General features: G+C 38.6%; 21 protein-coding genes and 4 pseudogenes. 18 read left to right on the top strand and 7 right to left on the bottom strand.

Annotation, left to right across the window (positions count from 1 at the left end; translation table 11 throughout):
• Positions 1-109: 109 nt before the first annotated feature.
• Complete coding sequence (yfbV, locus tag NYR89_RS05235; protein WP_279445022.1) at positions 110-544, bottom strand: terminus macrodomain insulation protein YfbV; 435 nt, start codon at positions 542-544, stop codon at positions 110-112.
• Between the two features lie 142 nt (positions 545-686).
• Between yfbV and NYR89_RS05230 the strand changes: the two are divergent.
• The 6 genes and pseudogenes from NYR89_RS05230 to NYR89_RS05205 all read left to right on the top strand — a co-directional run bounded on the left by NYR89_RS05230 (position 687) and on the right by NYR89_RS05205 (position 6170).
• Positions 687-1423 (top strand): annotated as a pseudogene (locus NYR89_RS05230) (hypothetical protein).
• A 1-nt stretch (position 1424) separates the two neighbouring features.
• Positions 1425-1976, top strand: coding sequence for a septation protein A (locus tag NYR89_RS05225; protein ID WP_279445021.1), 552 nt, complete (start codon positions 1425-1427; stop codon positions 1974-1976).
• Positions 1963-2454 carry an acyl-CoA thioester hydrolase YciA gene (gene yciA, locus NYR89_RS05220; RefSeq protein ID WP_279445020.1) on the top strand — a complete coding sequence of 164 codons (492 nt, stop codon included), beginning with the start codon at positions 1963-1965 and terminating at the stop codon, positions 2452-2454. Before NYR89_RS05225 ends, yciA begins: the two co-directional genes overlap by 14 nt.
• A gap of 8 nt (positions 2455-2462) precedes the next feature.
• Positions 2463-2744: a YciI family protein gene (locus NYR89_RS05215; protein WP_279445019.1), complete on the top strand. Its 282-nt coding sequence runs from the start codon at positions 2463-2465 to the stop codon at positions 2742-2744.
• 72 nt (positions 2745-2816) lie between these two features.
• Positions 2817-5697: pseudogene (gene glnE / locus NYR89_RS05210) on the top strand (bifunctional [glutamate--ammonia ligase]-adenylyl-L-tyrosine phosphorylase/[glutamate--ammonia-ligase] adenylyltransferase).
• Positions 5698-5792: 95 nt separating this feature from the next.
• Positions 5793-6170, top strand: coding sequence for a YacL family protein (locus tag NYR89_RS05205; protein WP_279446619.1), 378 nt, complete (start codon positions 5793-5795; stop codon positions 6168-6170).
• 64 nt (positions 6171-6234) lie between these two features.
• On the opposite strand, the gene gltS is transcribed toward NYR89_RS05205, so the two are convergent.
• A complete protein-coding gene (gltS, locus tag NYR89_RS05200; protein ID WP_279446618.1) occupies positions 6235-7455 on the bottom strand; it encodes a sodium/glutamate symporter in 1221 nt (406 codons plus the stop codon).
• Between the two features lie 260 nt (positions 7456-7715).
• On the opposite strand from gltS, the gene NYR89_RS05195 reads away from it, so the two are divergent.
• The 5 genes and pseudogenes from NYR89_RS05195 (at position 7716) to lptD (ending at position 14354) form a co-directional block, all read left to right on the top strand.
• Positions 7716-9374, top strand: coding sequence for a putative transporter (locus NYR89_RS05195; protein WP_279446617.1), 1659 nt, complete (start codon positions 7716-7718; stop codon positions 9372-9374).
• A gap of 147 nt (positions 9375-9521) precedes the next feature.
• The gene (gene yihI, locus NYR89_RS05190) at positions 9522-10100 is read left to right on the top strand and encodes a Der GTPase-activating protein YihI (protein WP_279446616.1); all 579 of its coding nucleotides are present in this window, start codon (positions 9522-9524) and stop codon (positions 10098-10100) included.
• 15 nt (positions 10101-10115) lie between these two features.
• On the top strand, positions 10116-10583 hold the full coding sequence (locus tag NYR89_RS05185; RefSeq protein WP_279446615.1) for a DUF2489 domain-containing protein: 468 nt from the start codon (positions 10116-10118) through the stop codon (positions 10581-10583).
• 29 nt (positions 10584-10612) lie between these two features.
• A pseudogene (gene hemN / locus NYR89_RS05180) lies at positions 10613-11979 on the top strand (oxygen-independent coproporphyrinogen III oxidase).
• Between the two features lie 44 nt (positions 11980-12023).
• Positions 12024-14354 carry an LPS assembly protein LptD gene (gene lptD / locus NYR89_RS05175; protein WP_279446614.1) on the top strand — a complete coding sequence of 777 codons (2331 nt, stop codon included), beginning with the start codon at positions 12024-12026 and terminating at the stop codon, positions 14352-14354.
• Between the two features lie 153 nt (positions 14355-14507).
• On the opposite strand, the gene purH is transcribed toward lptD, so the two are convergent.
• A complete protein-coding gene (gene purH / locus NYR89_RS05170; RefSeq protein ID WP_279446613.1) occupies positions 14508-16097 on the bottom strand; it encodes a bifunctional phosphoribosylaminoimidazolecarboxamide formyltransferase/IMP cyclohydrolase in 1590 nt (529 codons plus the stop codon).
• 177 nt (positions 16098-16274) lie between these two features.
• Between purH and NYR89_RS05165 the strand changes: the two genes are divergently transcribed.
• The 4 genes from NYR89_RS05165 (at position 16275) to NYR89_RS05150 (ending at position 19552) form a co-directional block, all read left to right on the top strand.
• Complete coding sequence (locus NYR89_RS05165) at positions 16275-16547, top strand: GNAT family N-acetyltransferase (RefSeq protein ID WP_279446612.1); 273 nt, start codon at positions 16275-16277, stop codon at positions 16545-16547.
• Between the two features lie 17 nt (positions 16548-16564).
• Positions 16565-17542 carry an o-succinylbenzoate synthase gene (menC, locus tag NYR89_RS05160; RefSeq protein WP_279446611.1) on the top strand — a complete coding sequence of 326 codons (978 nt, stop codon included), beginning with the start codon at positions 16565-16567 and terminating at the stop codon, positions 17540-17542.
• A gap of 121 nt (positions 17543-17663) precedes the next feature.
• Positions 17664-18356, top strand: coding sequence for a 16S rRNA pseudouridine(516) synthase RsuA (gene rsuA, locus NYR89_RS05155; protein ID WP_279446610.1), 693 nt, complete (start codon positions 17664-17666; stop codon positions 18354-18356).
• The gene (locus NYR89_RS05150; protein WP_279446609.1) at positions 18356-19552 is read left to right on the top strand and encodes a Bcr/CflA family multidrug efflux MFS transporter; all 1197 of its coding nucleotides are present in this window, start codon (positions 18356-18358) and stop codon (positions 19550-19552) included. Before rsuA ends, NYR89_RS05150 begins: the two co-directional genes overlap by 1 nt.
• A 47-nt stretch (positions 19553-19599) precedes the next feature.
• Here NYR89_RS05150 and NYR89_RS05145 read toward each other — a convergent pair.
• Both NYR89_RS05145 and NYR89_RS05140 read right to left on the bottom strand, forming a co-directional pair.
• Positions 19600-19992, bottom strand: a pseudogene (locus NYR89_RS05145) (hypothetical protein).
• Between the two features lie 74 nt (positions 19993-20066).
• Complete coding sequence (locus NYR89_RS05140) at positions 20067-20636, bottom strand: TorD/DmsD family molecular chaperone (RefSeq protein WP_279446608.1); 570 nt, start codon at positions 20634-20636, stop codon at positions 20067-20069.
• 57 nt (positions 20637-20693) lie between these two features.
• Between NYR89_RS05140 and nfo the strand changes: the two genes are divergently transcribed.
• Together nfo and NYR89_RS05130 are read left to right on the top strand one after the other, a co-directional pair.
• Positions 20694-21536, top strand: coding sequence for a deoxyribonuclease IV (nfo, locus tag NYR89_RS05135; protein ID WP_279446607.1), 843 nt, complete (start codon positions 20694-20696; stop codon positions 21534-21536).
• Positions 21537-21656: 120 nt separating this feature from the next.
• Entirely contained in the window at positions 21657-22253 is a 597-nt protein-coding gene (locus tag NYR89_RS05130) for a C40 family peptidase (RefSeq protein ID WP_279446606.1), read from the top strand.
• 52 nt (positions 22254-22305) lie between these two features.
• Here NYR89_RS05130 and NYR89_RS05125 read toward each other — a convergent pair whose 3' ends face one another.
• Both NYR89_RS05125 and grcA read right to left on the bottom strand, forming a co-directional pair.
• Positions 22306-22761 (bottom strand): LexA family protein, encoded by a 456-nt coding sequence (locus NYR89_RS05125; protein ID WP_279446605.1) that lies wholly within the window; start codon positions 22759-22761, stop codon positions 22306-22308.
• Positions 22762-22981: 220 nt separating this feature from the next.
• A complete protein-coding gene (gene grcA, locus NYR89_RS05120; protein ID WP_279446604.1) occupies positions 22982-23368 on the bottom strand; it encodes an autonomous glycyl radical cofactor GrcA in 387 nt (128 codons plus the stop codon).
• A gap of 204 nt (positions 23369-23572) precedes the next feature.
• Between grcA and ung the strand changes: the two genes are divergently transcribed.
• Positions 23573-24244 (top strand): uracil-DNA glycosylase, encoded by a 672-nt coding sequence (gene ung, locus NYR89_RS05115; protein ID WP_279446603.1) that lies wholly within the window; start codon positions 23573-23575, stop codon positions 24242-24244.
• Positions 24245-24289 lie beyond the last annotated feature (45 nt).

Raw genomic sequence — 24289 nt, 5'->3', positions numbered from 1 at the left:
CATACTAAAGCCTTCAGTATTTTTTGCAAGCATTTCATTTGCTGTTTTTACCGATAGATAAGTCTTTATCTGCAAACAAGCGGTCTAATTTTAGCATTTTTTTGTCATTTTATAGCTTATCAAAATATTCATTACCCCAAGTTTGTTCGGCAAGTTGTAGCAAATTGGCGAAATCTTGATAAGAGGGCATTGCTTGGTCTTCGACTTTTTTATTTTCATTAATCAGCTTTTGTTTTAATTCTTGATACCAGCCTAACAGGGAAAGCGGTAAAGGTGAGGTCGCCCGTTTTCCTAACCAATAGAGTCCTTGATAGGGTAAACTTAATGCGAAGAGTGAAGTGATAATCGCATTAGCCAAAATGGATTGGCTCGGATCAGCAAAAAAGTATTGCCATAAGATCGCAAAGCAAGCAAAAGCAGGCATAAAGCGAGAAGCAAGTTTTACTAACCTAATTAGCCGATAATCAGGCATAAACAGTGAGAGCTTCTTTTGATTCGGATAGGTAGCAAGATAGCGTTGTCCGGCTTGGAGAGTCGTGTTCATAATAGTAATTTTGTGCAAAAAACGATAAAAACAGCATAGCATAAGTTTTATCGCTCGAAAATGCGTAGATTTTAATGCAGTTACACTAAACTGTTGCTATACTTTGCAACAATTTTTTTACACCTGTTAGAAGGATTGATAAATGCCCATTAAATTTCCCGATTTGTTACAAGACAGTTGGAATTTTATCCGTAATCAACGCACTTTTCATTGTTTGCAATCGTTTTATTCAGTGCATTACAGCTTGTGAATTTATTGTTAGTGCCTAACATGGGGCAAGTTGATGCCAATAATACAGAAATGACGCTATCTGCTTTGTATCCTCTCTTATTAATGGGCGTTTTAAATATTTTTCTGACGAGCTTGCTTATCTTAAATATTAAAGATATTAATCGAGGCAGTTTTAAACATTTCTTTCAAAATCTTTCGGTTTCATTAGCTAAATTATTTCCGGTTATCGTGCTGAATATTCTTATGGTACTCCCACTTTCAATCGGTATGGCTTCTCAACTCTTTGGTTCTCAAGCCGGTAGTGGATTAGCTTTAGTCGCTTTTCCGTTAATTATTGGTGGTGCGTTTTTATTTATCAAACTTTGTTTGTCAGTCTATGCTTATTTGATTGAAGAATTTAATGGGATTGGTGAAACGCTTCGTTTTACGTGGCAGTTAAGTCGTGGTAAAGGTATTGCATTAGTGCTATTTTGCGTAATTTCCTACTTTGTACCGCAAATTCTAATGTCATTTTTAAGTGGTTTGGGAGCGAGTGCTATCGGGCTTGCGATTACTGTGTTTGTCAGTTCATTTTTCTCTTTATTTATTACCGTATTTAGTTTTCGGTTTTACCAAGTATATAGTCAAAATAATGTAGTAAGAGGTTAAGATGAAACAATTACTTGAATTTATTCCGTTGATTCTGTTTTTTGCGGTATACAAATTATATGGTGTGCAACAAGCGGCAATTACATTAGTGATTGCAACCATTATTCAGTTGATTGCGTTACAAGTGCTTTATAGAAAGATTGAAAAATCGCAATGGATTATGGGTGTTTTTGTTGTTTTCTTCGGAATTTTGACCGCTTATTTCAATGACTTAAATTTCTTGAAATGGAAAGTGACGATTATTAATGGTTTATTTGTTGCTGTACTCTTAATCAGCCAATTTGTTTTCAAAAAGCCGATTATTCAGATGTTATTAGGCAAAGAACTGAAATTGCCAGAACAAGTTTGGCATAATCTCAACTTAGGTTGGGCAGGCTTTTTTATTATCTGTATGTTGCTTAATATCGTAATTAGTCATTATTTTTCAGATGACGTATGGGCAACATTTAAAACCTTCGGATTTACGGGATTGAGTTTAGTCGTCGCGATTGCAACCGGGGCTTATCTCTATCCTCATCTTAAAAATGTGGAGAATACCAATGAGCAAAAATAAACCTTATGACAGAAATCCTAATGGTAAATTACTACTAAGAACGCTCGCAATGCCGTCAGATACTAACGCTAACGGCGATATTTTCAGCGGCTGGATTATGTCACAAATGGACTTAGGCGGTGCTATCCTTGCAAAAGAATTGGCGAAAGGCAGAGTGGTGACTGTTACCGTGGATAAAATGGTTTTCCATATGCCGATTTCGGTCGGTGATGTGGTCTGTTGCTATGGTACTTTAGTTAAAGTCGGACGTTCATCGTTACAAGTTAAAGTTGAAGTATTTATTAAACAGGTTTATCAAGGTTCAAGAGAGCGTTTTCGTGTAACAGAAGCACTATTTACCTATGTTGCGGTCGATAAAGAAGGTAAATCTCGTGCAATTCCTCGTGAAAATAATCCTGAGCTTGATGAAGCATTATCATTAATGGAACAGGCTTTAGCCTTTGAGGCAGAGCTTGTAAATCAGCAACCAACTGCATAGAGGTAAAAATGTATTACGTTATTTTTGCACAAGATAATCCAAATACTTTGGAAAAACGTATGGAAGTACGCCCAGCTCACTTAGCACGTTTAGAAAAATTACAAGCGGAAGGTCGCTTATTAACTGCAGGTCCAAATCCAACCGAAGATGGTAGTGGTGTAACCGGTTCTACCGTGATTGCCGAATTTGACTCGTTAGCCGATGCTCAAGTTTGGGCTTCCGAAGATCCTTATGTCGAAGCCGGCGTTTATGGTGATGTAATCATCAAGCCATTTAAAAAAGTGTTTTAATGATATTTTCTCAATAGGCACAAGCGGTTTCGTTTGTGCCTTTTTCTCGTCCAATTTCTGAAGAGGCATCATATGTTCGCTCAAACTAATCTTTCCGATCTAGTAAGTGAATCTGATTTGCAAAATGCTGATAAAATTCGACCGCTTGCTATCGCGGTGGGGATGTCAAATTTTGTGCAACAAACACTAAAAAAGCGTACGCAATTATTGCAAACGTGGCTAACGGAATATCCGTCTATCGCCAATGTCGGCAATTATACAGAGCGTTTAGTCACTGTTTTAGCCTTGGTACAAGATGAAGCTCAGTTAGCACAAGAATTACGTTTGTTTCGTCACCGTGAAATGGCAAGCACTCAGTTTTCTGCAATCGAATAAACTTGCCAGCGTAGAGTTTGTATTCGAACACTTATCGGATTTGGCAGAAGCATTAATTATCGGTGCAAGAGATTGGTTGTTTAAACGTTGTCGCGAAGAATACGGCACGCCGATAAACTCACTGGGCGAACCGCAAGAATTACTGATTTTGGGTATGGGCAAATTAGGCGGACGAGAACTGAATTTTTCCTCGGATATTGATTTGATTTTTACTTACCCGGATGCTGGCGAAACGGTAGGCGGTCGTAAACCGATTGAAAATAGCAAATTCTTTATTCGCTTAGGACAGCGTTTAATTAAAGCATTAGATGAAATCACGTTAGACGGTTTTGTGTATCGTACCGATATGCGTTTACGTCCGTTTGGCGATAGCGGCGCGTTAGTGCTGAGTTTTGCCGCAATGGAAGATTACTATCAGGAACAAGGGCGAGATTGGGAACGCTATGCGATGATCAAAGCCAAAATTTTAGGCGAAGATCCGCAGAATATTAATCATCGCTATTTACGCCAAATGCTACGCCCGTTTATGTATCGCCGTTATTTGGATTTCAGTGCGATTCAATCATTACGAGAGATGAAACAGAAAATCAGCCGAGAAGTGATACGCCGCCATTTAACTGACAATATTAAACTCGGGGCGGGTGGTATTCGAGAGATTGAATTTATCGTACAGACTTTCCAAATGGTGCGAGGCGGGCGGGATAAAATCCTCCAAGAACGGAGTTTATTGCGTGTTTTGCCTCGTCTAGCTGAATTGAAATTGCTCACCGAACAGCAAACTCAGCAATTATATGAGGCTTATATCTTCCATCGTCAGGTCGAAAATGTACTGCAAGCGATTGATGATAAGCAAACGCAAACGTTGCCGACCGATGAACAAGACCGAGTAAGGATTATGTTTGCTTGCCAATCTTATTTGCAAAAAAATGCGGAAAATCAACCGCTTGTTGTTGAACATGATATTCATACTTGGCAAGACTTTTTACAGGTACTGGAACAACATCAGCAAAATGTGCGAGCGGTATTTAATCAAATTATCGGCGAAGAAGAGGACGATGAAGAATCACCGCTTAATGAAAAATTAGCGGTTTGGCAGGATATTTTACATTATCAAATCAGCGAAGAAGATTTGGCGGCGGTTTTGGATGATTATCCGGTTAGCCAGAATGATTACCATGAAATTTTTAGACAGCTTTCCGGTATGTTTCAGGATTGGGTAAAACGCCCGATTGGCGTGCGTGGGCGAAATGTCTTACTAAAATTAATGCCAAAAATTTTAGATATGGTTTGTAGCCGAGAAGATTATTTGGTGGTATTGCCGCGTATGTTGAATATCATTGATAAAATTACTATGCGAACTACCTATTTGGAACTTTTGCAAGAAAGAGAGCAAATCCTACCACTTCTGATTACCTTGTGTAGTCAATCGATTATGATTGCCGAGCAAATCGCTCATTATCCGATGTTGTTAGACGAACTCATTATCCAAAATAGCCTGACACAAGTGATTGAGTTGAATCAGTACAAAGTTGCATTGAATGACTATTTGATTCGTATTCCGGAAGAAGATGAGGAAGCCTTGATTGATGCCTTACGCCAGTTTAAGCAGAGCCAAATTTTGCATATTGCGGCAGCGGATATTTTAGGTGTATTACCGGTAATGAAAATTAGCGATCATCTTACTTATTTGGCGGAAGCGATTATCGGTGCAGTAGTCAATATGGCGTGGAAATCTCTATCACAGCGTTTTGGTGTGCCGAATCATTTAACGGATGCAGAACAAGGTTTTGCAGTAATTGCGTATGGGAAATTAGGCGGTATTGAGCTTGGCTATAATTCAGATTTAGACTTGGTCTTTTTGCATAATGCACCGCAAGAGAGTGAAACGACTGGGGCGAGAAAATCCATTTCAAGTCATCAGTTCTATTTAAAATTAGCACAAAAAATTAATTCGATTTTTAACTTAAATACCAGTGCCGGTGTGCTTTATGAAGTGGATATGCGTTTGCGTCCTTCCGGTGAAGCAGGCTTATTAGTCAGTACGGTGAATGCTTATGAGAGTTATCAGCAAAATGAGGCCTGGACTTGGGAATCGCAAGCATTAGTACGTACCCGTTGTGTTTATGGTTCGCAAGAGCTGGTGCAAACCTTTGAGCGGATTCGCCGTGAAACTTTGGCAATGCCGCGTGAAAGCGGTCAATTACGCCAAGAAATCTGCGAAATGCGTTATAAGATGTATCAACATTTAAGCCATAGCGATAATGATTATTTTGATCTGAAAAAAGATAAAGGCGGTATTACAGATATTGAATTTGTCGCACAATGTTTAGTGTTGGAATATGCTCATCAATATCCGCAAATGGCAGTTTGGTCGGATAATGTACGTATTTTTGATTCGGCGGTGGAATGTGGGATTTTATCCGCTGCTGACGGAGAAAGACTGAAACATTGCTATACATCTATCCGAAATCGTATTCATCATTTGAATTTATTGCGTAGACCAAGTGTGGTAAGTGCAGATGAATTTGTTGAAGAGCGTGCTTTTGTAGCGTACATTTGGCGACGAATTTTTGGGTAAGATCAGGTAGCGGTTAGATTTGCAAAAAATTTTGTCAATTTAACCGCTTATTTTCCGTTATAATAAGGTAAATTTACCCATTCAAGGAGTTTGCAATGGAATATCAATTTACACATTCGATTCACGGTGTTGTCGCAAAATGTTCAATGGATCACGAAGCGTTTGCGCGTTGGTTAAATACGGAAATAACTGAAAATCCTAAAGAGCTGAGCAATATTTTTGCTGAAATCGAGAAATGCCGAGCGACTTATCCGAATCATTACGAATGTGTGATCGAAGGAAAAGAATATAGCCTATTTTTGGATTGTGATGAGGTTATGGTCAAAGCGAATAATTTAGATGATGCATTTGATGAGGAGCAAATGGAAGATGGTTTTCAGTTTTATGATCAAGAAAGTATCGCATTTTGTGGCTTAGAAGATTTTGAGCGGTTTTTGACGGCTTATCAAAAATTTAGTAAAACTTATCATTAATTCTTATTTATAAACGAAAGGGGCAACTATAAAAGTCGCCCCTTTGTGTTATATATTTAAAAGATTAACGTAAGAACTCAATAAACCAAGTAATCACACCTAAGTTTAAAAGGTCTACGAAGAAAGCACCGACTAATGGTACGATTAAGAATGCTTTGTGTGACGGACCGAAAGTTTCTGTCACAGATTGCATATTGGCGACCGCAGTTGGTGTTGCACCTAAACCGAAACCACAGTGACCGGCAGTTAAAATGGTCGCATCATAATCTTTGCCCATGACACGGAAAGTGACGAAGTAACCGTATATAATCATCACAATGGTTTGAACGAGTAAGATAATGAGTAATGGACCTGCTAATCCGGATAATTCCCATAATTTGATACTCATTAATGCCATTGCTAAGAATAAACTTAATGATGCGTTACCAAATACGTCAATGGCACGGTCGAACATATCAAATTTAAACACTTTAGTTAATACGTTACGTAATACCACACCGAAACCCAATGCCCAAACGAATTGTGGTAAACCTAAATCCGGGAAAGCATTTGCCATTACTGACGAGAATGCTAAACAAGTCGCAAATAATGCCATCGTTTCGATAGTTGAACTTGATGTGATAAAGCGAATAGTATCTGCAGATTCAAAGGTATTATCATCATATTGTTCTGCGGAAGTATCGACTTTTTTAGTTACACCCTGTTTGCGATCTTTCTTCATTTTATTCACTAAACGGCGAGCAACCGGACCACCAATTAAACCACCGGCAACTAAACCGAAGGTTGCTGATGCCATAGCCATTTCCATAATACCGGTAATACCATACTGTTCAGAGAAAATTTTTGCCCATGCGGCACCGGTGCCATGACCACCGGTTAAAGTAATTGACCCCGTAATTAAACCGACTAACGGATCTAAGCCTAATACAGTTGCAAGCCCTACGCCGACACCATTCTGAATAATAATAAATACACCAACAACTGCAAGGAAGACAACTAAAGGCATACCACCTTGTTTTAAACGAGAGAAATCAGCAGATAAACCAACAGATGAGAAGAATGCTAACATAAAGGCGTTTTGTAGGCTTTTTTCAAATTGGAAAGAAAGTCCCATCCAATGATATAAGCAAAGAATAACAACTGCCGCAACTAAACCGCCGGCTACCGCTTCCGGAATATTGAAGTCCTGCAGAAATTTGATTCTACTTACAAAAAAACGTCCGACTAAAAGTACGAGCGTTGCGACAATCAATGTGTGGTAACCATTCAGAATTATTGGTTCCATAGGTGCTCCTCTACTAAAATGTTAAATGAATGTTTAAAAATGATGATTGCCCGATACTAGAACAATAGAAATCATTTGTCAAAGGTATCTATAAATTAATTTATTATTCGAATTAAAAAAACTTATTAAATAAGTGAAAATTTTTTGAGGAAGATCATATTATAGGCTTGGTATTTGCCAATTTCTTGAGTTAGTTCTCATTTTTTTGGAGTCGATTTTGCTAAAATTTAATAAGTAATTTTTATTGTTTGGAGGCAAAAATGAGTGATATAGCCATTATTGTCAGCTTGTTATCATTAGTTGCAGTATTAGGTTTATGGATAGGGCACATCAAAATTAAAGGCGTAGGGCTTGGTATCGGTGGCGTGTTATTTGGTGGAATCATCGTTTCGCATTGTACCAATCTTTACGGCATTAAATTAGATGCACATACCTTACATTTTATCCAAGAATTCGGATTGATTCTGTTTGTTTATTCAATCGGTATTCAAGTCGGCCCGGGCTTTTTCGCATCATTACGCCAATCAGGATTAAAACTGAATGGGTTTGCAGTAATGATTGTCGCAATAAGTGGTGTATTAGTGGCACTAATTCATAAATTATTTGATGTACCGTTACCGGTCATTTTAGGTATTTTTTCCGGTGCAGTCACTAATACACCGTCTTTAGGTGCCGGTCAACAAGTTCTAACTGAACTTGGCGGAGATAATATTACCGCAGTCATGGGGATGAGCTATGCAATTGCTTATCCGTTTGGGATTATTGGTATTTTACTTTCTATGTGGTTAATTCGGATCATATTTAAAGTGAATATTGATAAAGAAGCCAAAGAGTTTGACGAAAACCAAAACCAAAAGAAAGAGGGATTGGATACGCTTAATGTGCGTTTGACGAATCCTAACTTAGGTGGTTTAAAATTAAAAGAAATCCCTGATTTTGAATCACATACAGTGATTTATTCTCGTTTAAAACGTGAGGATGAATTAATTGTGCCGAATGTAGATACGGTATTAAAAGTGGGGGATGTATTACATCTAGTCGGTGAAAAAGCCACGTTATCTAAAATGCAATTGATTTTAGGTGAAGAAGCGAATGTTTCTCTTTCCACTCGAGGTACTTGCTTCCGTTCAGAACGAGCAGTCGTAACCAACGAAAATGTATTCGGTAAAAAAATTCGCCATTTAATGCTGAAAGGTAAGTACGAAGTGGTGATTTCTCGTTTAAACCGTGCTGGGGTGGAATTAGTACCAAATGGTGAAATGACCTTACAATTCGGTGACGTATTAAATTTGGTTGGTCATCAAGAAGATATTGAAACGGTCAGAGCGATTATTGGTGACGCACACCAGAAACTGCAACAAGTACAAATGTTACCGATCTTTGTTGGGATTGGTTTAGGCGTGTTACTTGGTTCTCTACCGCTTTATATTCCAGGGTTCCCGGTCGCATTAAAATTAGGTTTAGCCGGTGGTCCGCTTGTTGTAGCGTTAATTCTTGCTCGAATTGGTAGTATCGGTAAACTTTATTGGTTTATGCCACCAAGTGCTAACTTAGCATTACGTGAGATCGGTATTGTTCTATTCCTCTCTGTGGTTGGCTTAAAAGCCGGAGCGAATTTCCTTGATACGTTACTTAGCCCCGAGGGGCTTTCATGGATGGGATACGGTGCGATTATTACTTTTATTCCGCTCATTGTAACCGGATTTGTCGCTCGTGTTTACGGCAAAATGAATTATCTATCATTATGCGGTTTATTATCCGGTGCGATGACCGATCCACCTGCATTAGCTTTTGCTAATGAAATTAAAGACGGTCACGGTGCAACTGCACTTTCTTATGCAACGGTATATCCGCTTGTGATGTTCTTACGGATTATCTTACCTCAATTACTCGCTATTCTACTTTGGACGGCAAGTTAGGCTAATTAATTGAATAGCGGTCGGATTTAGTGAGATTTTTGCAAAATTCTCGATGAATCCGACCGCTATTTTCATTTCTTCTCTGTTCAGCAAATCAGATTCCTTGTAGAATAATCGTTTAATTTTTTATAGAAAAGAATAGATATTATGAGTCGCTCGAAAAAAACACGTCGTATTACCGACATTATGCCTGCTCGAAAAGCAGATAAAAAACCGGAACAACCAAAATTAAGCGGTGGTAAAAACCGTAAACCTACCCGTTATGAACTTGACGCCAAAGCCCGTGAAGAAAAGAAAAAGCGTAAACATAAAGGCTTGCCGACCGGTTCGCGTAATGTTGATCCGGCAGAGCAGAAAAAAACGGTAGTAAAAGAAGTAAAAGATCCTCGTATCGGTAGCCGTAAAAAAGTGCCACTTATGGTCGAATTTGTGAATAAACCAGAAAAAGGACAAATCATTAAGCCAGTTGCAGTCGAAGAATATAAATCACATTTATCGCCGGAATTAGAACTTGAACAATTAGAGAACAATGAGATCTTAAATCAATTATTAGATGAAATCGAAGCGGGTAAAACGTTATCGGCTAAAGATCAACAATTTGTCGATGAGTGTTTAGATCGTATTGATGAGTTAATGACCGAATTAGGTATCCAAGATGAAGACGAAGATAACGGTGATGCATTACTCCGTCAATTTGAAACAATGGATATTAATCAGTTTAGATAATATGAATAAAAACGTATGATTCGATTTTTTCTCATTATTCTTGCGATATTAATTGTGTTTTCAATGGCTGGTTATGCGACCTATTTATTGTTTAAATTGCGTAAACAAAACGCTCAAAATAAAGCGTTATTAGAACAAGCGGAACAGGCAAAGAAAGCACGTTTTGAACGTATTATTGATAGTATTGATGTAATTGCTCGTGCGATGTTATCCGAACAATGTGATTTTTCGGAGGGTGTGCTTCGTTTAAAGCCCTTACTCGATGTGTTGGGTAAACCGTTAAGTCAATATTCGGCAATGTGGGAACTGTATCAGATTGTGGAAAATATGCCGATTTTAGACGAACGTAAGGCGTTAAAACGTAATGAGCGTATGAAGCAAGATCTGCTTCGACAATCAAAAGAAGTTGAATTGGAAGAGCAGATTAAAGCGGAATGTCAGCAATTATTGATTGATATCGACCATTTAAAACTCACATTATAGTGCGTGATATCATTTTTGAAGGAAAGCCAATGTCAGACATTATTTGGGATTTAGCCCTTATCCAAAAATATAACCAGTCCGGTCCTCGTTATACCTCTTATCCGACCGCATTAGAATTTAACGAAAGTTACAATGACGATGATTTTAAAGCGTAGCTACTCGTTATCCGAATCGTCCTTTATCACTTTATGTACATATCCCATTCTGCCATAAGTTATGTTATTTCTGTGCCTGTAATAAAATTATTACTCGTCATCGTCATAAAGTAGATATTTACTTGGATTATCTTGAAAAGGAAATTAAAACACGAGCTTCACTTTTCACAAATCGTACCGTGACCCAAATTCACTGGGGCGGTGGTACGCCAACTTATTTGGATGAAGCGCAATCAGAGCGTTTAATGGCGATGTTACGTAAGCATTTTAATGTGAGCGATGACGCTGAAATCAGTATTGAAATGGATCCGCGTGAAATTGAATTGGATATGTTGGATCATTTGTGTCGCATTGGATTTAACCGTATCAGTATGGGGATTCAAGACTTCAACAAAGAAGTGCAAAAATTGGTAAATCGTGAGCAAGATGAAGAATTCATTTTTGCTTTAATGAAACGTGCGAAAGAGCTTGGTTTCACTTCCACCAATATTGATTTGATTTATGGTTTACCAAAACAAAATGTCGAGAGCTTTATGTATACGCTTGAGCGTGTTATTGAGCTGAACCCAGATCGTATGAGCGTATTCAACTATGCACATTTACCAAGCCGTTTTGTCGCCCAAATCAAAATTAAAGACGATATGTTACCGGCACCGGAAACCAAATTAACTATTCTGCAGAAAACCATCGAGTTTTTAGGTAGTAACGGTTATAAATTTATTGGTATGGACCATTTTGCTAAACCGGATGATGAATTGGCAATTGCACAGCAACAAGGCGTATTACATCGTAATTTCCAAGGCTATACTACTCAGGAAGAATGTGATTTATTAGGTATGGGTGTGTCGGCAATTAGTTTACTTGGCGATACTTATGCACAAAACCATAAAGAATTGCAGCAATATTATGCAAACGTTGAAGAACATGGTATTGCGTTACATAAAGGCTTAGCGTTAAGTAAAGACGATTGTATTCGCCGTGATGTGATCAAAGCACTGATTTGTAACTTTAAGTTGGAATTTGACCGCTTGCAAGCTGAATATCACATTGATTTTAAACAGTATTTTGCTGAGGACTTAGCACTATTAGAACCATTGGCAAAAGACGGTTTATTGGAAATTAACGAAAATAGTATTGTTGTTTCGCCACGAGGTCGTTTGTTAATTCGTAATATTTGTTTGTGTTTTGACGTATATTCAAGACAGCTTGCAAAAAGACAACAATTTTCAAGAATTATTTAAGTAAAAGGTATAGTGATATATCTGGAAATCAACAAGGAACTATTATGAAAACTCGTTATAGTGTTCTTTCCGTTGCAATGATGACTGCATTCTATGCTCAGTATGCCCAAGCGGATTTGAGAGAACAATGCTTATTAGGTGTCCCTCATTTTCAAGGTGAAGAGGTTCAAGGCGATCAGACGATGATGCCAATTGAGATTGAGGCGGATAGTGCGGTAATTAATCAGCCGAAAGATGCTACCTATACCGGAGATGTCAGCGTTAAGCAAGGTAACCGTTCGATTCTTGCCGATGAAGTTCGGGTAGAACAAGATGCTGGAAAAGCTCAGATGGCATTTTTGAGAGGGAATTATCAATATCAAGATAATCTTATTCAAGCGAAAGGTCGTGATGCTTCAATGAATATAGCCGCTGATACAGCCGATTTACAGAATACCGAATTTCAATTAGTTGGTCGTCAAGGACGAGGTACTGCTGAAAGCGGTTCATTCAGTAAAAATAAACGTATCTTAAAAAATGCGACATTTACTGCTTGTTTGCCGAATGATGATTCTTGGGCGATTGAAGGTAATGAAATGATTCAGCATATTGATGAGGAATATGCGGAGATTTGGCATGCACGCTTTAAAGTATTAGGTATGCCGGTGTTTTATTCACCTTACTTACAATTTCCAATCGGTGATCGTCGCCGTTCAGGTTTGTTGATTCCAAATTTCAGTCGTTCGAGTAAAAATGGTTTTACTTATTCTCAACCGTTTTATTGGAACATTGCACCAAATATGGATGCAACGATTACACCAACCTATTATTCTCGCCGAGGCTGGCAAATTAGCCCTGAATTTCGTTATTTAACGCATTTGGGCGAAGGGCTTATTGCAAGTGAATATATGGGTAAAGATCGTTTAGACGAATATAAAACGGATGATAATGATCGTAAACGTTATTTGATGCACTGGCGTCATAATATGAGTTTCTTAAGCGATTGGCGTTTATTTGTGGACTATACTAAAGTCAGCGATAAACGTTATTTCTCTGATTTTGATTCGGAATACGGTAGTAGTACTGATGGCTATGCGACACAACAATTTAAATTAGGTTATTATCAACCAAACTATAATTTATCGATTTCTGGTAAGAAATTTCAAACTTTCGATGATTTGGATATCGGTCCATACCGTGTCTTACCGCAAATTGATTTTAATTACTACAAAGATGATTTGGTGAAAGGCGGGAATTTTAAACTCTTTGCTCAAACGGCACGTTTTGAAAATGACAGTAAACTTATGCCGGAAGCGTGGCGTTTTCATATTGAACCGACACTGAATTTCCCATTTGCAAATCGCTATGGCAGTTTAAATGTCGAAACAAAACTTTATGCAACGCATTATATTCAAGAGAAAGGCAGTAGTAATCAAGCCGAGAATGTTGATAAAAATGTGAGCCGTGTGATTCCTCAGATTAAAATTGATCTTCAAACGGTATTAGAGGCGGATAAGCAATTATTTAAAGGCTTTAATCAAACCTTTGAACCTCGTGTCCAATATGTTTATCGTCCATATAAAGACCAAAGTAATATCGGTTCAAGTTTAAATCGAAGTGTTAGTTTTGGTTATGATTCGACATTATTACAACAGGACTTCTATAGTTTCTTTAATGATCGTGCATTTAGCGGTTTAGATCGTATTTCATCTGCAAATCGTTTAACAGCCGGCGGTACGACTCGTTTCTATAGCGACAAAACCGGTGAAGAGGTATTCAATTTTAGTGGGGGTCAAATGTATTATTTGAGTCCATCTAAAATTTCAGATGATTTCCGAACAACCGGACGTTCATCCTCTTGGGCATTGGAGTCTAACTGGAAATTCCATCCTAAATGGAATTGGCACGGTGCTTATCAATATGATACACGTTTAAACCAAACGTCATTAGCGAATACATCGTTACAATATAAACCGAGTCAGGATAAACTGGTTCAATTAAATTATCGTTTTGCAAGTAAGGCTTATATTGATCAGAACTTACGTAGCAATAGATACGGACAAGATATTAAACAAGTTGGTGCCGTTGTCGGTTGGGAGTTAACCGATAAAATCGCATTTATGGCAAGCCATTATCGTGATCTTGCATTAAGAAAACCGGTAGAAACTCAGTTTTCGATGAATTACAACACCTGCTGTTGGAGTGCTAATATCTATGTAGCACGCAAACTCACGACTACACCAATTGGTGCGGCTGATACGATTAAAGATTTATACTACGATAATAAGTTCGGGGTGAATTTTGAATTACGCTTTGGTACGAATTATAGTAGCGGCGTACGTAAGATGCTGAAAAAAGGTTTAATTCCTTATACAGAGCAATACGGAATTAACTAGTTAATTCAAACTAAAAAAGCGAGAGAAATCTCGCTTTTTTTATGGATGAGGCCGAAAGAAAGTGGTCTATTTTCTTTTATTTTTCGCAATTTAATTAGAACGGAGGAGAATTTACAACGTTTTAGAGAAAATAGACCGCTTGTTCAAACAGAATTAGTGGCGGAAATGACGCATACCGGTTAATACCATCGCCATACCGTGTTCGTTAGCCGCATCAATCACTTCTTGATCTCGCATTGAACCACCCGGGTGGATGACGCAAGTGATGCCAACTTTAGTCGCCGCATCAATACCGTCACGGAATGGGAAGAACGCATCTGAAGCCATTACACAGCCTGCAACTTGTAAGCCTTCGTCTTCCGCTTTAATACCAGCAATTTTCGCTGAATAGACTCGGCTCATTTGGCCAGCACCGATACCGATAGTTTGACCGTTTTTCGCATAGACAATTGCATTTGATTTCACATATTTTGCCACTTTCCAGCAGAATAGTAAGTCTTCAAGCTCTTCTTTGCTTGGTTTACGTTCAGATACCACTTGTAAATCATCAATTGAAACCGAGCCTTGATCCGCATCTTGCACTAATAAACCGCCGTTTACACGTTTGAAGTCTAAACGTTTTTGTGCTTGAGTAAATTCACCACATTCTAAGACACGCACATTTTTCTTCTTCGCAAGTGCTATTTTTGCTGCTTCTGAAACCGTTGGGGCAATAATCACTTCCACGAATTGACGTTCTGCGATTGTTTGTGCCGTTTCACCGTCTAACTCACGGTTGAAAGCAATAATACCGCCGAATGCTGATGTTGGGTCAGTTTGGTAAGCACGGTTGTACGCTTCTAAAATGTCGTTACCTAATGCAACGCCACAAGGGTTAGCGTGTTTCACAATCACACATGCCGGCTCTGCAAATTCTTTTACACACTCAAGTGCCGCATCGGTATCCGCAATATTGTTATAAGAAAGCGCTTTACCTTGTAATTGTTTTGCGGTTGAAACAGAAGCTTCTTTCACTTCATTTTCAACGTAGAACGCCGCATTTTGATGTGAGTTTTCACCGTAACGCATGGTTTGTTTGCGGACGAAATTTAAGTTTAAAGTACGAGGGAATTGACCGCAGACTTGTGTTAAATCTTCTTCCTCTGCACCTTGATATGGTGGGACAAGTTTACCGAAGTAGTTCGCAATCATTGAATCATATTGTGCAGTATGCTCGAATGCTTTAATTGCGAGATTGAAACGTGTTTCAAGAGTTAATTCATTTTGGTGTTGATCCATTTCGGCAAGAATGGCATCAAAATCGTTATTATTTACCACGATCGCCACATCTTTATGGTTTTTCGCCGCAGAACGGACCATTGTCGGACCACCGATATCAATATTTTCAACCGCATCCGCTAAAGTACAGTTTGGATTCGCAACCGTTGCCGCAAACGGATATAAGTTTACTACCACCATATCGATACGCTCGATACCGTGCTGATTCATTACTTCATCATCTGTGCCGCGGCGACCAAGGATACCGCCATGCACTTTCGGATGTAAGGTTTTGACACGGCCATCCATCATTTCAGGGAAACCGGTATAATCGGATACTTCTGTGACTGGTAAACCTGCTTCAGCTAAAAGTTTTGCTGTGCCGCCTGTAGAGAGTAATTTTACGCCACGAGCGACAAGCCCTTGTGCAAATTCTACGATCCCTTTTTTGTCAGACACGCTGAGTAATGCTTGTTGAATAGCCATTATTTTTCCTTTGTATAAAAAGATGAGGTAAACATAAAAAATCGGTTTAAATTATAACGCAAACGATTGCTTTATTCCAAAAGTTTTGTTTAGTCGTTGTTTAAATTTGCAAAAAGTAGGCAAATAAGCAAAAATCGTCATAGGAATGCCATGATATAAAGATGAGAGGAAAATACTATGCAAATTATTCACGATAAAGAGAATTTTGAAATCGCTTATATAGATCAGAATCATCAAAAAATGGGGCGATTACGCTATCGTTATCTTTCTGATTCCGTGATTGATGTATTTACGACAAAAGTGGAGGCTGAGTTTCAGGGGAAGGGAATTGCCGGTGAATTATATAAAGCGGTAATTGCCTTCGCAGAACAGAATCATTTAAAAATTAAGCCGAGTTGTAGCTATATTGACGTTAAAATGCAAAGAACACATAAAGATCTCATGGCGTAAATAAAAGGAAAATCGTGATGAAACAAGCGAAACTTTATCGCTATCAATTACCGGTTGAAACTGGTGTGATCCTACGTAATCGCAGATTAAAACAAAGAGAAGGACTGATTGTCGTATTACAGGTTGAGGATAAAATGGGGTTGGGTGAAATTGCACCGCTTCCGGAATTTAGTATTGAAACGTTAGATGAGGCGGAGAAACAAGCCAAAATTTGGATCGATAAATGGTTAAAAGAGCAAGCGGATCACTTAGATAATTATTCTCCTTCTGTTGCATTTGGATTAAGTTGTGCCTTAGCGGAATTAAACGGAGAGCTTGGCGAGCAAGGGAATTACCGTGCGGCGGTACTTTGCTATGGTGATCCGGACGAATTATATACAGAGTTAAATGCGATTGAAGGTGAGAAAGTCGGTAAAATGAAAGTTGGTTTATATGAAGCCAATCGTGACGGCTTAATTGCCAATATGTTGTTGGAAGCCTTACCTGATTTGCAGTTACGTCTAGATGCTAATCGGGGCTGGACGCTTGAGAAAGCGGTTAAATTTGCCGAAAAAATTGCAAGTGAACATAAAAGTCGTATCCAGTTTATTGAAGAACCGTGCAAAACGCCGGAACTTTCTCGCCAATTTGCTCAAGAATCCGGTATTGCGATCGCTTGGGACGAAACAGTACGAGAACTGGATTTTGTGGTAAAAAATGAATCGAATGTGACCGCTATTGTGATTAAACCAACCTTAGTCGGTTCGTTACAAAAATGTATTCGTTTAATTGAGCAGGCTCATCAACAAGGACTTATCGCGGTTATCAGTTCCAGTATTGAATCCAGTTTAGCTTTAACTCAACTGGCTCGTTTTGCACAACAATATACGCCTCAAACAACACCCGGTTTAGATACGCTAGATCTGATGCAATACCAGTTAATACGCCCTTGGAAAGGTTCTAACTTACCTATTGCCGATTTAGATAGCCCGTTTGTGCAAGAAATTATGCTATAATCCCCAATCTATAAGCGGTCAAAATCAGAGAAAAATTTGCAAAATATTAAGTATTTTTGACCGCTTTCCATTTGTCCAATGCCAATAAGTTGGCTCTCTCCTTTATATTCAAGAGAAAATTATGCGTTTAGATAAATTTATTGCCGAAAATACGGGGCTAACTCGTTCTCAAGCTGGTAAAGCCCTTAAAAGCGGTTTAGTGACAGTTAACGGAAAAACAGTAAAAAGCGGTTCGGCACAAATCAATGAAACCGATGAAATTTGTTACGAGGGCGAACGTTTAGAATGGGTGGATGAAGGACAATATTTTATGTTGTATAAGCCGCAAGGCTATATCTGTTCAAATGATGACGGCGAATATCCGACAGTCTTTCAATTTTTTGATTATCCGCTGATGACTAAATTGCATACCGCAGGACGTTTAGATGTGGATACAACCGGTTTGGTTTTATTGACGGATGACGGTAAATGGTCACACCGCATTACTTCGCCGAAACACCATTGTGAAAAGACCTATTTAGTAACGCTTGCTGATCCGGTGGAAGATTTTTATGCGGAAAAACTAGCGGAAGGGATTTTATTACGCGGTGAACGTGAGCCTTGTTTACCGGCACAAATGGAAATTATTGACGATTATAATGTGAATTTAACCATTAGCGAAGGGCGTTATCATCAAGTAAAACGTATGTTTGCCGCTTTAGGTAATAAAGTAGAGGCGTTACATCGCTGGCGTATTGGTGATGTGGTGTTAGATGAAAGCCTTGAAGAGGGCGAATATCGTCCGTTGACCGAACAAGAAATAGGGAGTTTTTAATGGCAAGCCAAAGACCGCATCCGTGCTTTTTTATTATTTTAGGAATGATGGCGATGCTACCGCCGTTGGCGATTGATATGTATCTGCCTTCATTCCTTGATATTGCACGTGATTTACAAGTTTCTCAGGAAAAAGTACAAACGACATTAGCGGTATTTACCTTTGGCTTTGCAGTTGGTCAGCTATTTTGGGGACCGATAGCTGATAGTTTCGGACGTAAGCCGATTATCTTATTCGGGCTTGCCGGTTCAGCGGTTGCCGCCTATTTCCTTACCGCAGTAATGACAATCGAGAACTTCTATCTATTACGATTAATTCAAGGGCTTTGTGCAGCGACACCTGCCGTAGTATTGGGGGCTTTAGTTCGAGATTTATTTGATCGCAATATGTTTGCTCAAATGATGTCAGTTATTATGATCATTTCAATGCTCGCTCCGTTATTAGCACCGATCTTAGGTGGCTATATTGCAAAATATTTTCACTGGCATTCGATTTTTTACACCTTAGTATTTATGGGTGTCAGTTGTGTGTTCTTGATCAGTTGGAAAATCCCCGAAACATTAGTTCGAGAAAAACGCCAACCGCTACGATTCGGTATCGTCTTTAAAAACTTCTGGAAATTGTTATCGGACAAAAGCGTATTAGGCTATGTTTTAGTTGGGGGCTTAACTTTTGCCGGTTTGTTCTGCTTTTTAACCTCAGGCTCGTTAGTTTATATTGGTATTCACGGCGTATCACAGGAATATTTCGGTTATTTCTTCGGTCTAAATATGATTGTGATGGTAGCAATGACTGCACTAAATGGACGTATTGTGGTAAAAGTCGGCTCAGAAAAAATGTTGAAAATCGGCTTGCTCGTTCAATTATTAGCCGGCATTTGGCTTGCGTGTGTCGCCGTCTTCCAATTAGGCTTTTGGGCGATGGCATTAGGTATTCCATTTTATGTGGGAATGCTTTCGACCATCGGCAGTAATGCAACGGCGGCGATTTTAGATCGTTACCCGCAAATGGCAGGTACGGCAAACGGTTTAGCCGGAACCGCACGTTTTGGTATCGCTTCTGTGGTTGGCGCAATGTTATCGCATATTGCGGTGACGAGTGAGCGCCCGATGTTATATGCAATGGCTATCTGTACCTTGGCGGCTTCTGCGATTTATTATTTGCTATGTCGTAACAGTAGTGAACAAGCGGGCTAATTTGGCTTAAATTTTACGAGAACGGACACTTTATAGTGTCCGTTTTTTTACCAACAAGCATAACAATAATGCCAAGGGCGGAAACGAGTACGCTCAAAATCATAGTAACGTTGCATTTCCTCTAATTCCGCTTGGTGTTTATAGTTATCCCACGCGAGTTTATAGCAAGATCAAGATTGGAACAGTGGATCATTGGCTTTTTTCTGGTAGCGCTTGGTAAAGGCGGCTTTTTCTTTTTCGGTTTGAGCCACCGGCGGATCATATAACTGAGCCATTAATTCGGCAGTTTCTACATCACACTGTTTAGCTAATGCTACCGATAAGGCTTGATGTGCCTTGAGTTGTTGCGCCTGTCTGGCGACTTGTTGCTGTGGCGTTAAAGCACAAGCAGAAAGCAATAATGAGAACAAGACAGGCGTTATTCGAATACATTTTTTCATATTAGCCTCCAAATGATTACGCTAAAAATTAAGCTCTTCGAGTTTATCACTCAAAGAGCTTTTATTCACACAAATTATTCGCTGTCTTGTTCGGATAATTCTTCTAATTCGTCAGCCATTGCACTGAGTGCATCACGACAAAGTTGAGCAAGCGCTTTATAGAAACCGCTATCATGCGCTTCGATTTGTCCTAAGAATTTAGCCGCACACGGTAATAAGAATTGCTCAAAAAAGGCTTGTTGTCTTGCATCTGAATCTAAATTATCTTCAATCCAAGAGGCTGTAAGTAATAAGAGTGCAACATGATCGGGTTTTTCTAACGCCGGCATTGCACGTATTTGACGGAAGTTGATAAAGTCCTCAAGCGAGATCTTATAGGCGGAAATTGTTGTAGCAATAGCTCCAGCCTCACCAAAAAGTGCTTGATAGCTTGCTTGTAATTGCGTAGGGTTAGCATTTTTTTCTAACACCGTTAAAGCTAATTCACTTTGAGCATCGGTCGATAAAGCCCAATGTTGGCGTAAACCGCCTTGTGCAAGCCAAGCAAAAGTGCCGGCAAGAATCGGATCGGTTGGAGAACGGTAGAATAAGTTGCCGAATAAACGGCACAATAGTGAAAAATCGTTAATGGTTGTTTCGCTCATAAGTAATGATTTATAAAGGTTAAGAAATTAGCCATTTTACACGAATAGGATAAGAAGATGAAATATATTGGTGCGCACGTGAGTGCTTCAGGTGGTGTTGAAAATGCCGTATTAAGAGCGGTTGAAATCGGTGCAAATGCTTTTGCTTTATTTACTAAAAACCAACGCCAATGGAAAGCGCCGGCATTGAAAGCAGACAGCATCGAGAAATTTAAACGCTTTTGTAAAGTACACCAAATTTCGCCGGATCATATTTTACCGCATGACAGTTACCTCATTAATTTAGGTAATCCGGATGCGGAAAATTTAGCAAAATCACGAGAAGCATTTATTGATGAAATGGAGCGAGCAAATCAGTTAGGATTAAAATTACTGAATTTTCATCCGGGAGCGCATTTAAATAAAATTTCGGAAAGTGAATGTTTAGCACGTATTGCCGAGTCAATTAATATTGCGGTAGAAAAAGTACCAAATGTTGTGGCGGTAATTGAAAATACCGCTGGTCAGGGATCTAATCTTGGTTATCGTTTTGAACATTTAGCTGAAATTATTGACCAAGTGGAAGATAAAAGCCGAGTAGGTGTCTGTTTAGATACCTGTCACTTGTTTTCAGCCGGTTACGATATCAGTTCATTACAAACCTGTGAGCAGACATTTACCGAGTTTGAACAGATTGTCGGCTTTCAATATTTAAGAGGTATGCACTTAAATGGTTCAAAAACGCCATTAGGCAGTCGAGTAGATCGTCATCACACCTTAAGAGAAGGGACAATTGGCACAGATTTTTGCAAATTTCTTATGCAAAATGACCGCTTTGATGATATTCCGCTTATTTTAGAAACAATTCAGCCTGAAATTTGGGCAGATGAGATAAAATTTTTGCGGACATTAGCGAAATAATCGGCTATACTGCTCTGACCTCATTGTCTTGACCTATCGATTTGGTAGGTCAGATAGATTAAACAAACGAAATTTTAATAGGAACCAACCGCTGTAGTTGTTCTGGCGAGACAAATTATTATGAAAAAAACTTCTACTTTTACAGGGCTAAAGCCATTATTAATCACATCACTGTTTGCAATGTTCGGTTGTTATTCTCAAATCGCTTCCGCTAGTTTAAGTAGTAATCCTGCCACACCTAACCAAATCAGAATTGTTGCAAAAGCGACAACGGCAGAACAGATCGAAGCTCAAATTTCTTATAAACAAGGGATTAAAGCCCGAGTATCTCACCGTGAAGAGCTTTCTACCGAGGGTGGGAATGCCATTCAAAAAGTAAATCGTATTTATCGTAAATGGGTGGGAACTCGTTATCGTTTAGGTGGTGAAGGGCGTGGTGGTATTGACTGTTCTGCTTTTGTACAGAAAACAATGAGCGGTGCTTTCAATATTGATTTACCTCGTTCAACAGCAGAGCAACGCCATTCAGGTCGTTCGATTTCAAAATCGGAATTACGTCCGGGCGATTTAGTTTTTTTCCGTCGTAATAATCACGTCGGTGTTTATATCGGTGGTGGCAAGTTTGTGCATGCGAGTTCAAGCCAAGGCGTAACAACAAGTTCATTATCTGAAAGTTATTGGGCAAGAAACTATACGCAATCTCGCCGAGTTTTATAATTAAGTTTTATATGGAAAGTCGTCAAATAATTTTATATTTGACGACTTTTTACTATGCCGCATATTTCTTCTCATTTATGGATGTGAATCGATGACGCATTTGATGAACGACATTCGTAATGACACCGGCTATGATAATATCTTGCCAGTTTTTAATACGTAAGTTAGGTTCACTCACATCTAATGAAAACAGAATAATTTCGTTTGTCCCTTCACTATTCTCAATTTCTTTAAAGAACTGATAAAACTTATATTCACCATTTTTTTCGATGACCAGCATATCATTGACTAAATATTGCTCCGATTGCTCAACGATCAGCAGATCATCCAATTCAATCCCCCAAGCGATTAGGTTAGGATTTTTAACCTGTATAAAAAAGGTTTCTGTCGGACGTTTAATGCAAAGTGAATTAAGATCTAATTTGATTGAACGTTCGCTATTCATATCACGGTACATTGGTAGCGGTTGATATGATAATTCTCGGGTAAGCACTCGAATTGAAGCCATTTTAATATCCTCTATCTAAACTGTGTGTTTATACAGGTTATTTTACTGATTAAAAAAACAGTGTCAATCCTATATTAGGATTTTTTTGTAAAAATATACAGTATTTTGTTATGTGATGAAAAGGATTAAGCGGTGGAATTTTAGAGAGGATTTGTAAATACAGAGCAAGAAAAAAGCACCCGAAGGTGCTTTTCTAAGAAAATCGACAATAAAGCTGTTATTATAAGCTTTCTGTGAAAGTACGAGTGATTACATCACGTTGTTGTTCTGGTGTTAATGAGTTGAAACGAACAGCATAACCAGAAACACGGATAGTTAATTGCGGATATTTTTCTGGGTTTTTAACCGCATCTTCTAATGTTTCACGACGTAAAACGTTAACGTTTAAGTGTTGACCACCTTCAACTTTGATTGTTGGTGCTACATTTACCGGTACTTCACGGTATGCGATTTGACCTAATTCACTGATTGCAACAACTTGGTCTTCTTTGTAAGCATCGCCTTTAGTCGCGATACAACGAGCTTCGTTTTTCTCTTCATCTAATAACCAGAAAGAGTTTACTAAGTTGCTGTTTGAAGATTCTGTAATTTGTACGCCTTTGATCATTTTGATACTCCTAAGTATTGGCTAGATAATTATAAAATTTTTTGATAAATTCAAATTTTGTTGATGTGGTGAATTTTATCACTTTTTTTGAAGAATTCTACTAAAAGTTGAAAAATGTAATAAAAAAATTATTAATTGATTAAAAAATAATCTAAAATGTAGAAAAAACTTAAAATTGTTTAACACTTTTTAACAGGACAAGCTATGAATAATTGGACGGAAGCGCTAGGCGAAGAAAAGCAACAAGCTTATTTTCAACAAATTTTACAGCAAGTACATCAAGAAAGAATGAATGGTGTAACGGTTTTCCCACCACAAAAGGAAGTATTTAGTGCTTTTGCTTTAACCGAATTTAAAGAGGTGAAAGTGGTGATCTTGGGGCAAGATCCTTATCATGGTCCAAACCAAGCACACGGTTTAGCATTTTCGGTCAAACCACCGGTTACACCGCCACCTTCTTTAGTGAATATGTATAAAGAATTAGCACAAGATATTGAAGGGTTTCAAATTCCAAATCACGGCTATTTGGTTGATTGGGCAAAACAGGGCGTTCTCTTACTGAATACTGTACTTACGGTACGTCAAGGGCAAGCTCACTCACACGCTAATTTGGGATGGGAAATTTTCACGGATAAAGTGATTGCTCAACTCAATCAACACAGAGAAAATTTAGTCTTTTTATTATGGGGTAGCCACGCACAGAAAAAAGGACAGTTTATCGATCGCTCTCGCCATTGCGTATTGACCGCACCACACCCATCTCCGCTATCCGCCCATAGAGGATTTTTAGGTTGTCGTCATTTTTCAAAAGCGAATACTTATTTAAGAGAGAAAGGTCTTCAAGAAATTAATTGGCAATTACCAATGAATATATAACGAATGACAAGCGGTCAAATTTGCAAAAATATTGCAATTCTGACC

This window comes from Actinobacillus arthritidis (genome assembly GCF_029774155.1).
Classification (GTDB): domain Bacteria; phylum Pseudomonadota; class Gammaproteobacteria; order Enterobacterales; family Pasteurellaceae; genus Actinobacillus; species Actinobacillus arthritidis.
Note: the sequence above shows the minus strand (reverse complement) of the source record. Positions and strands in the feature narration are given on the sequence as shown.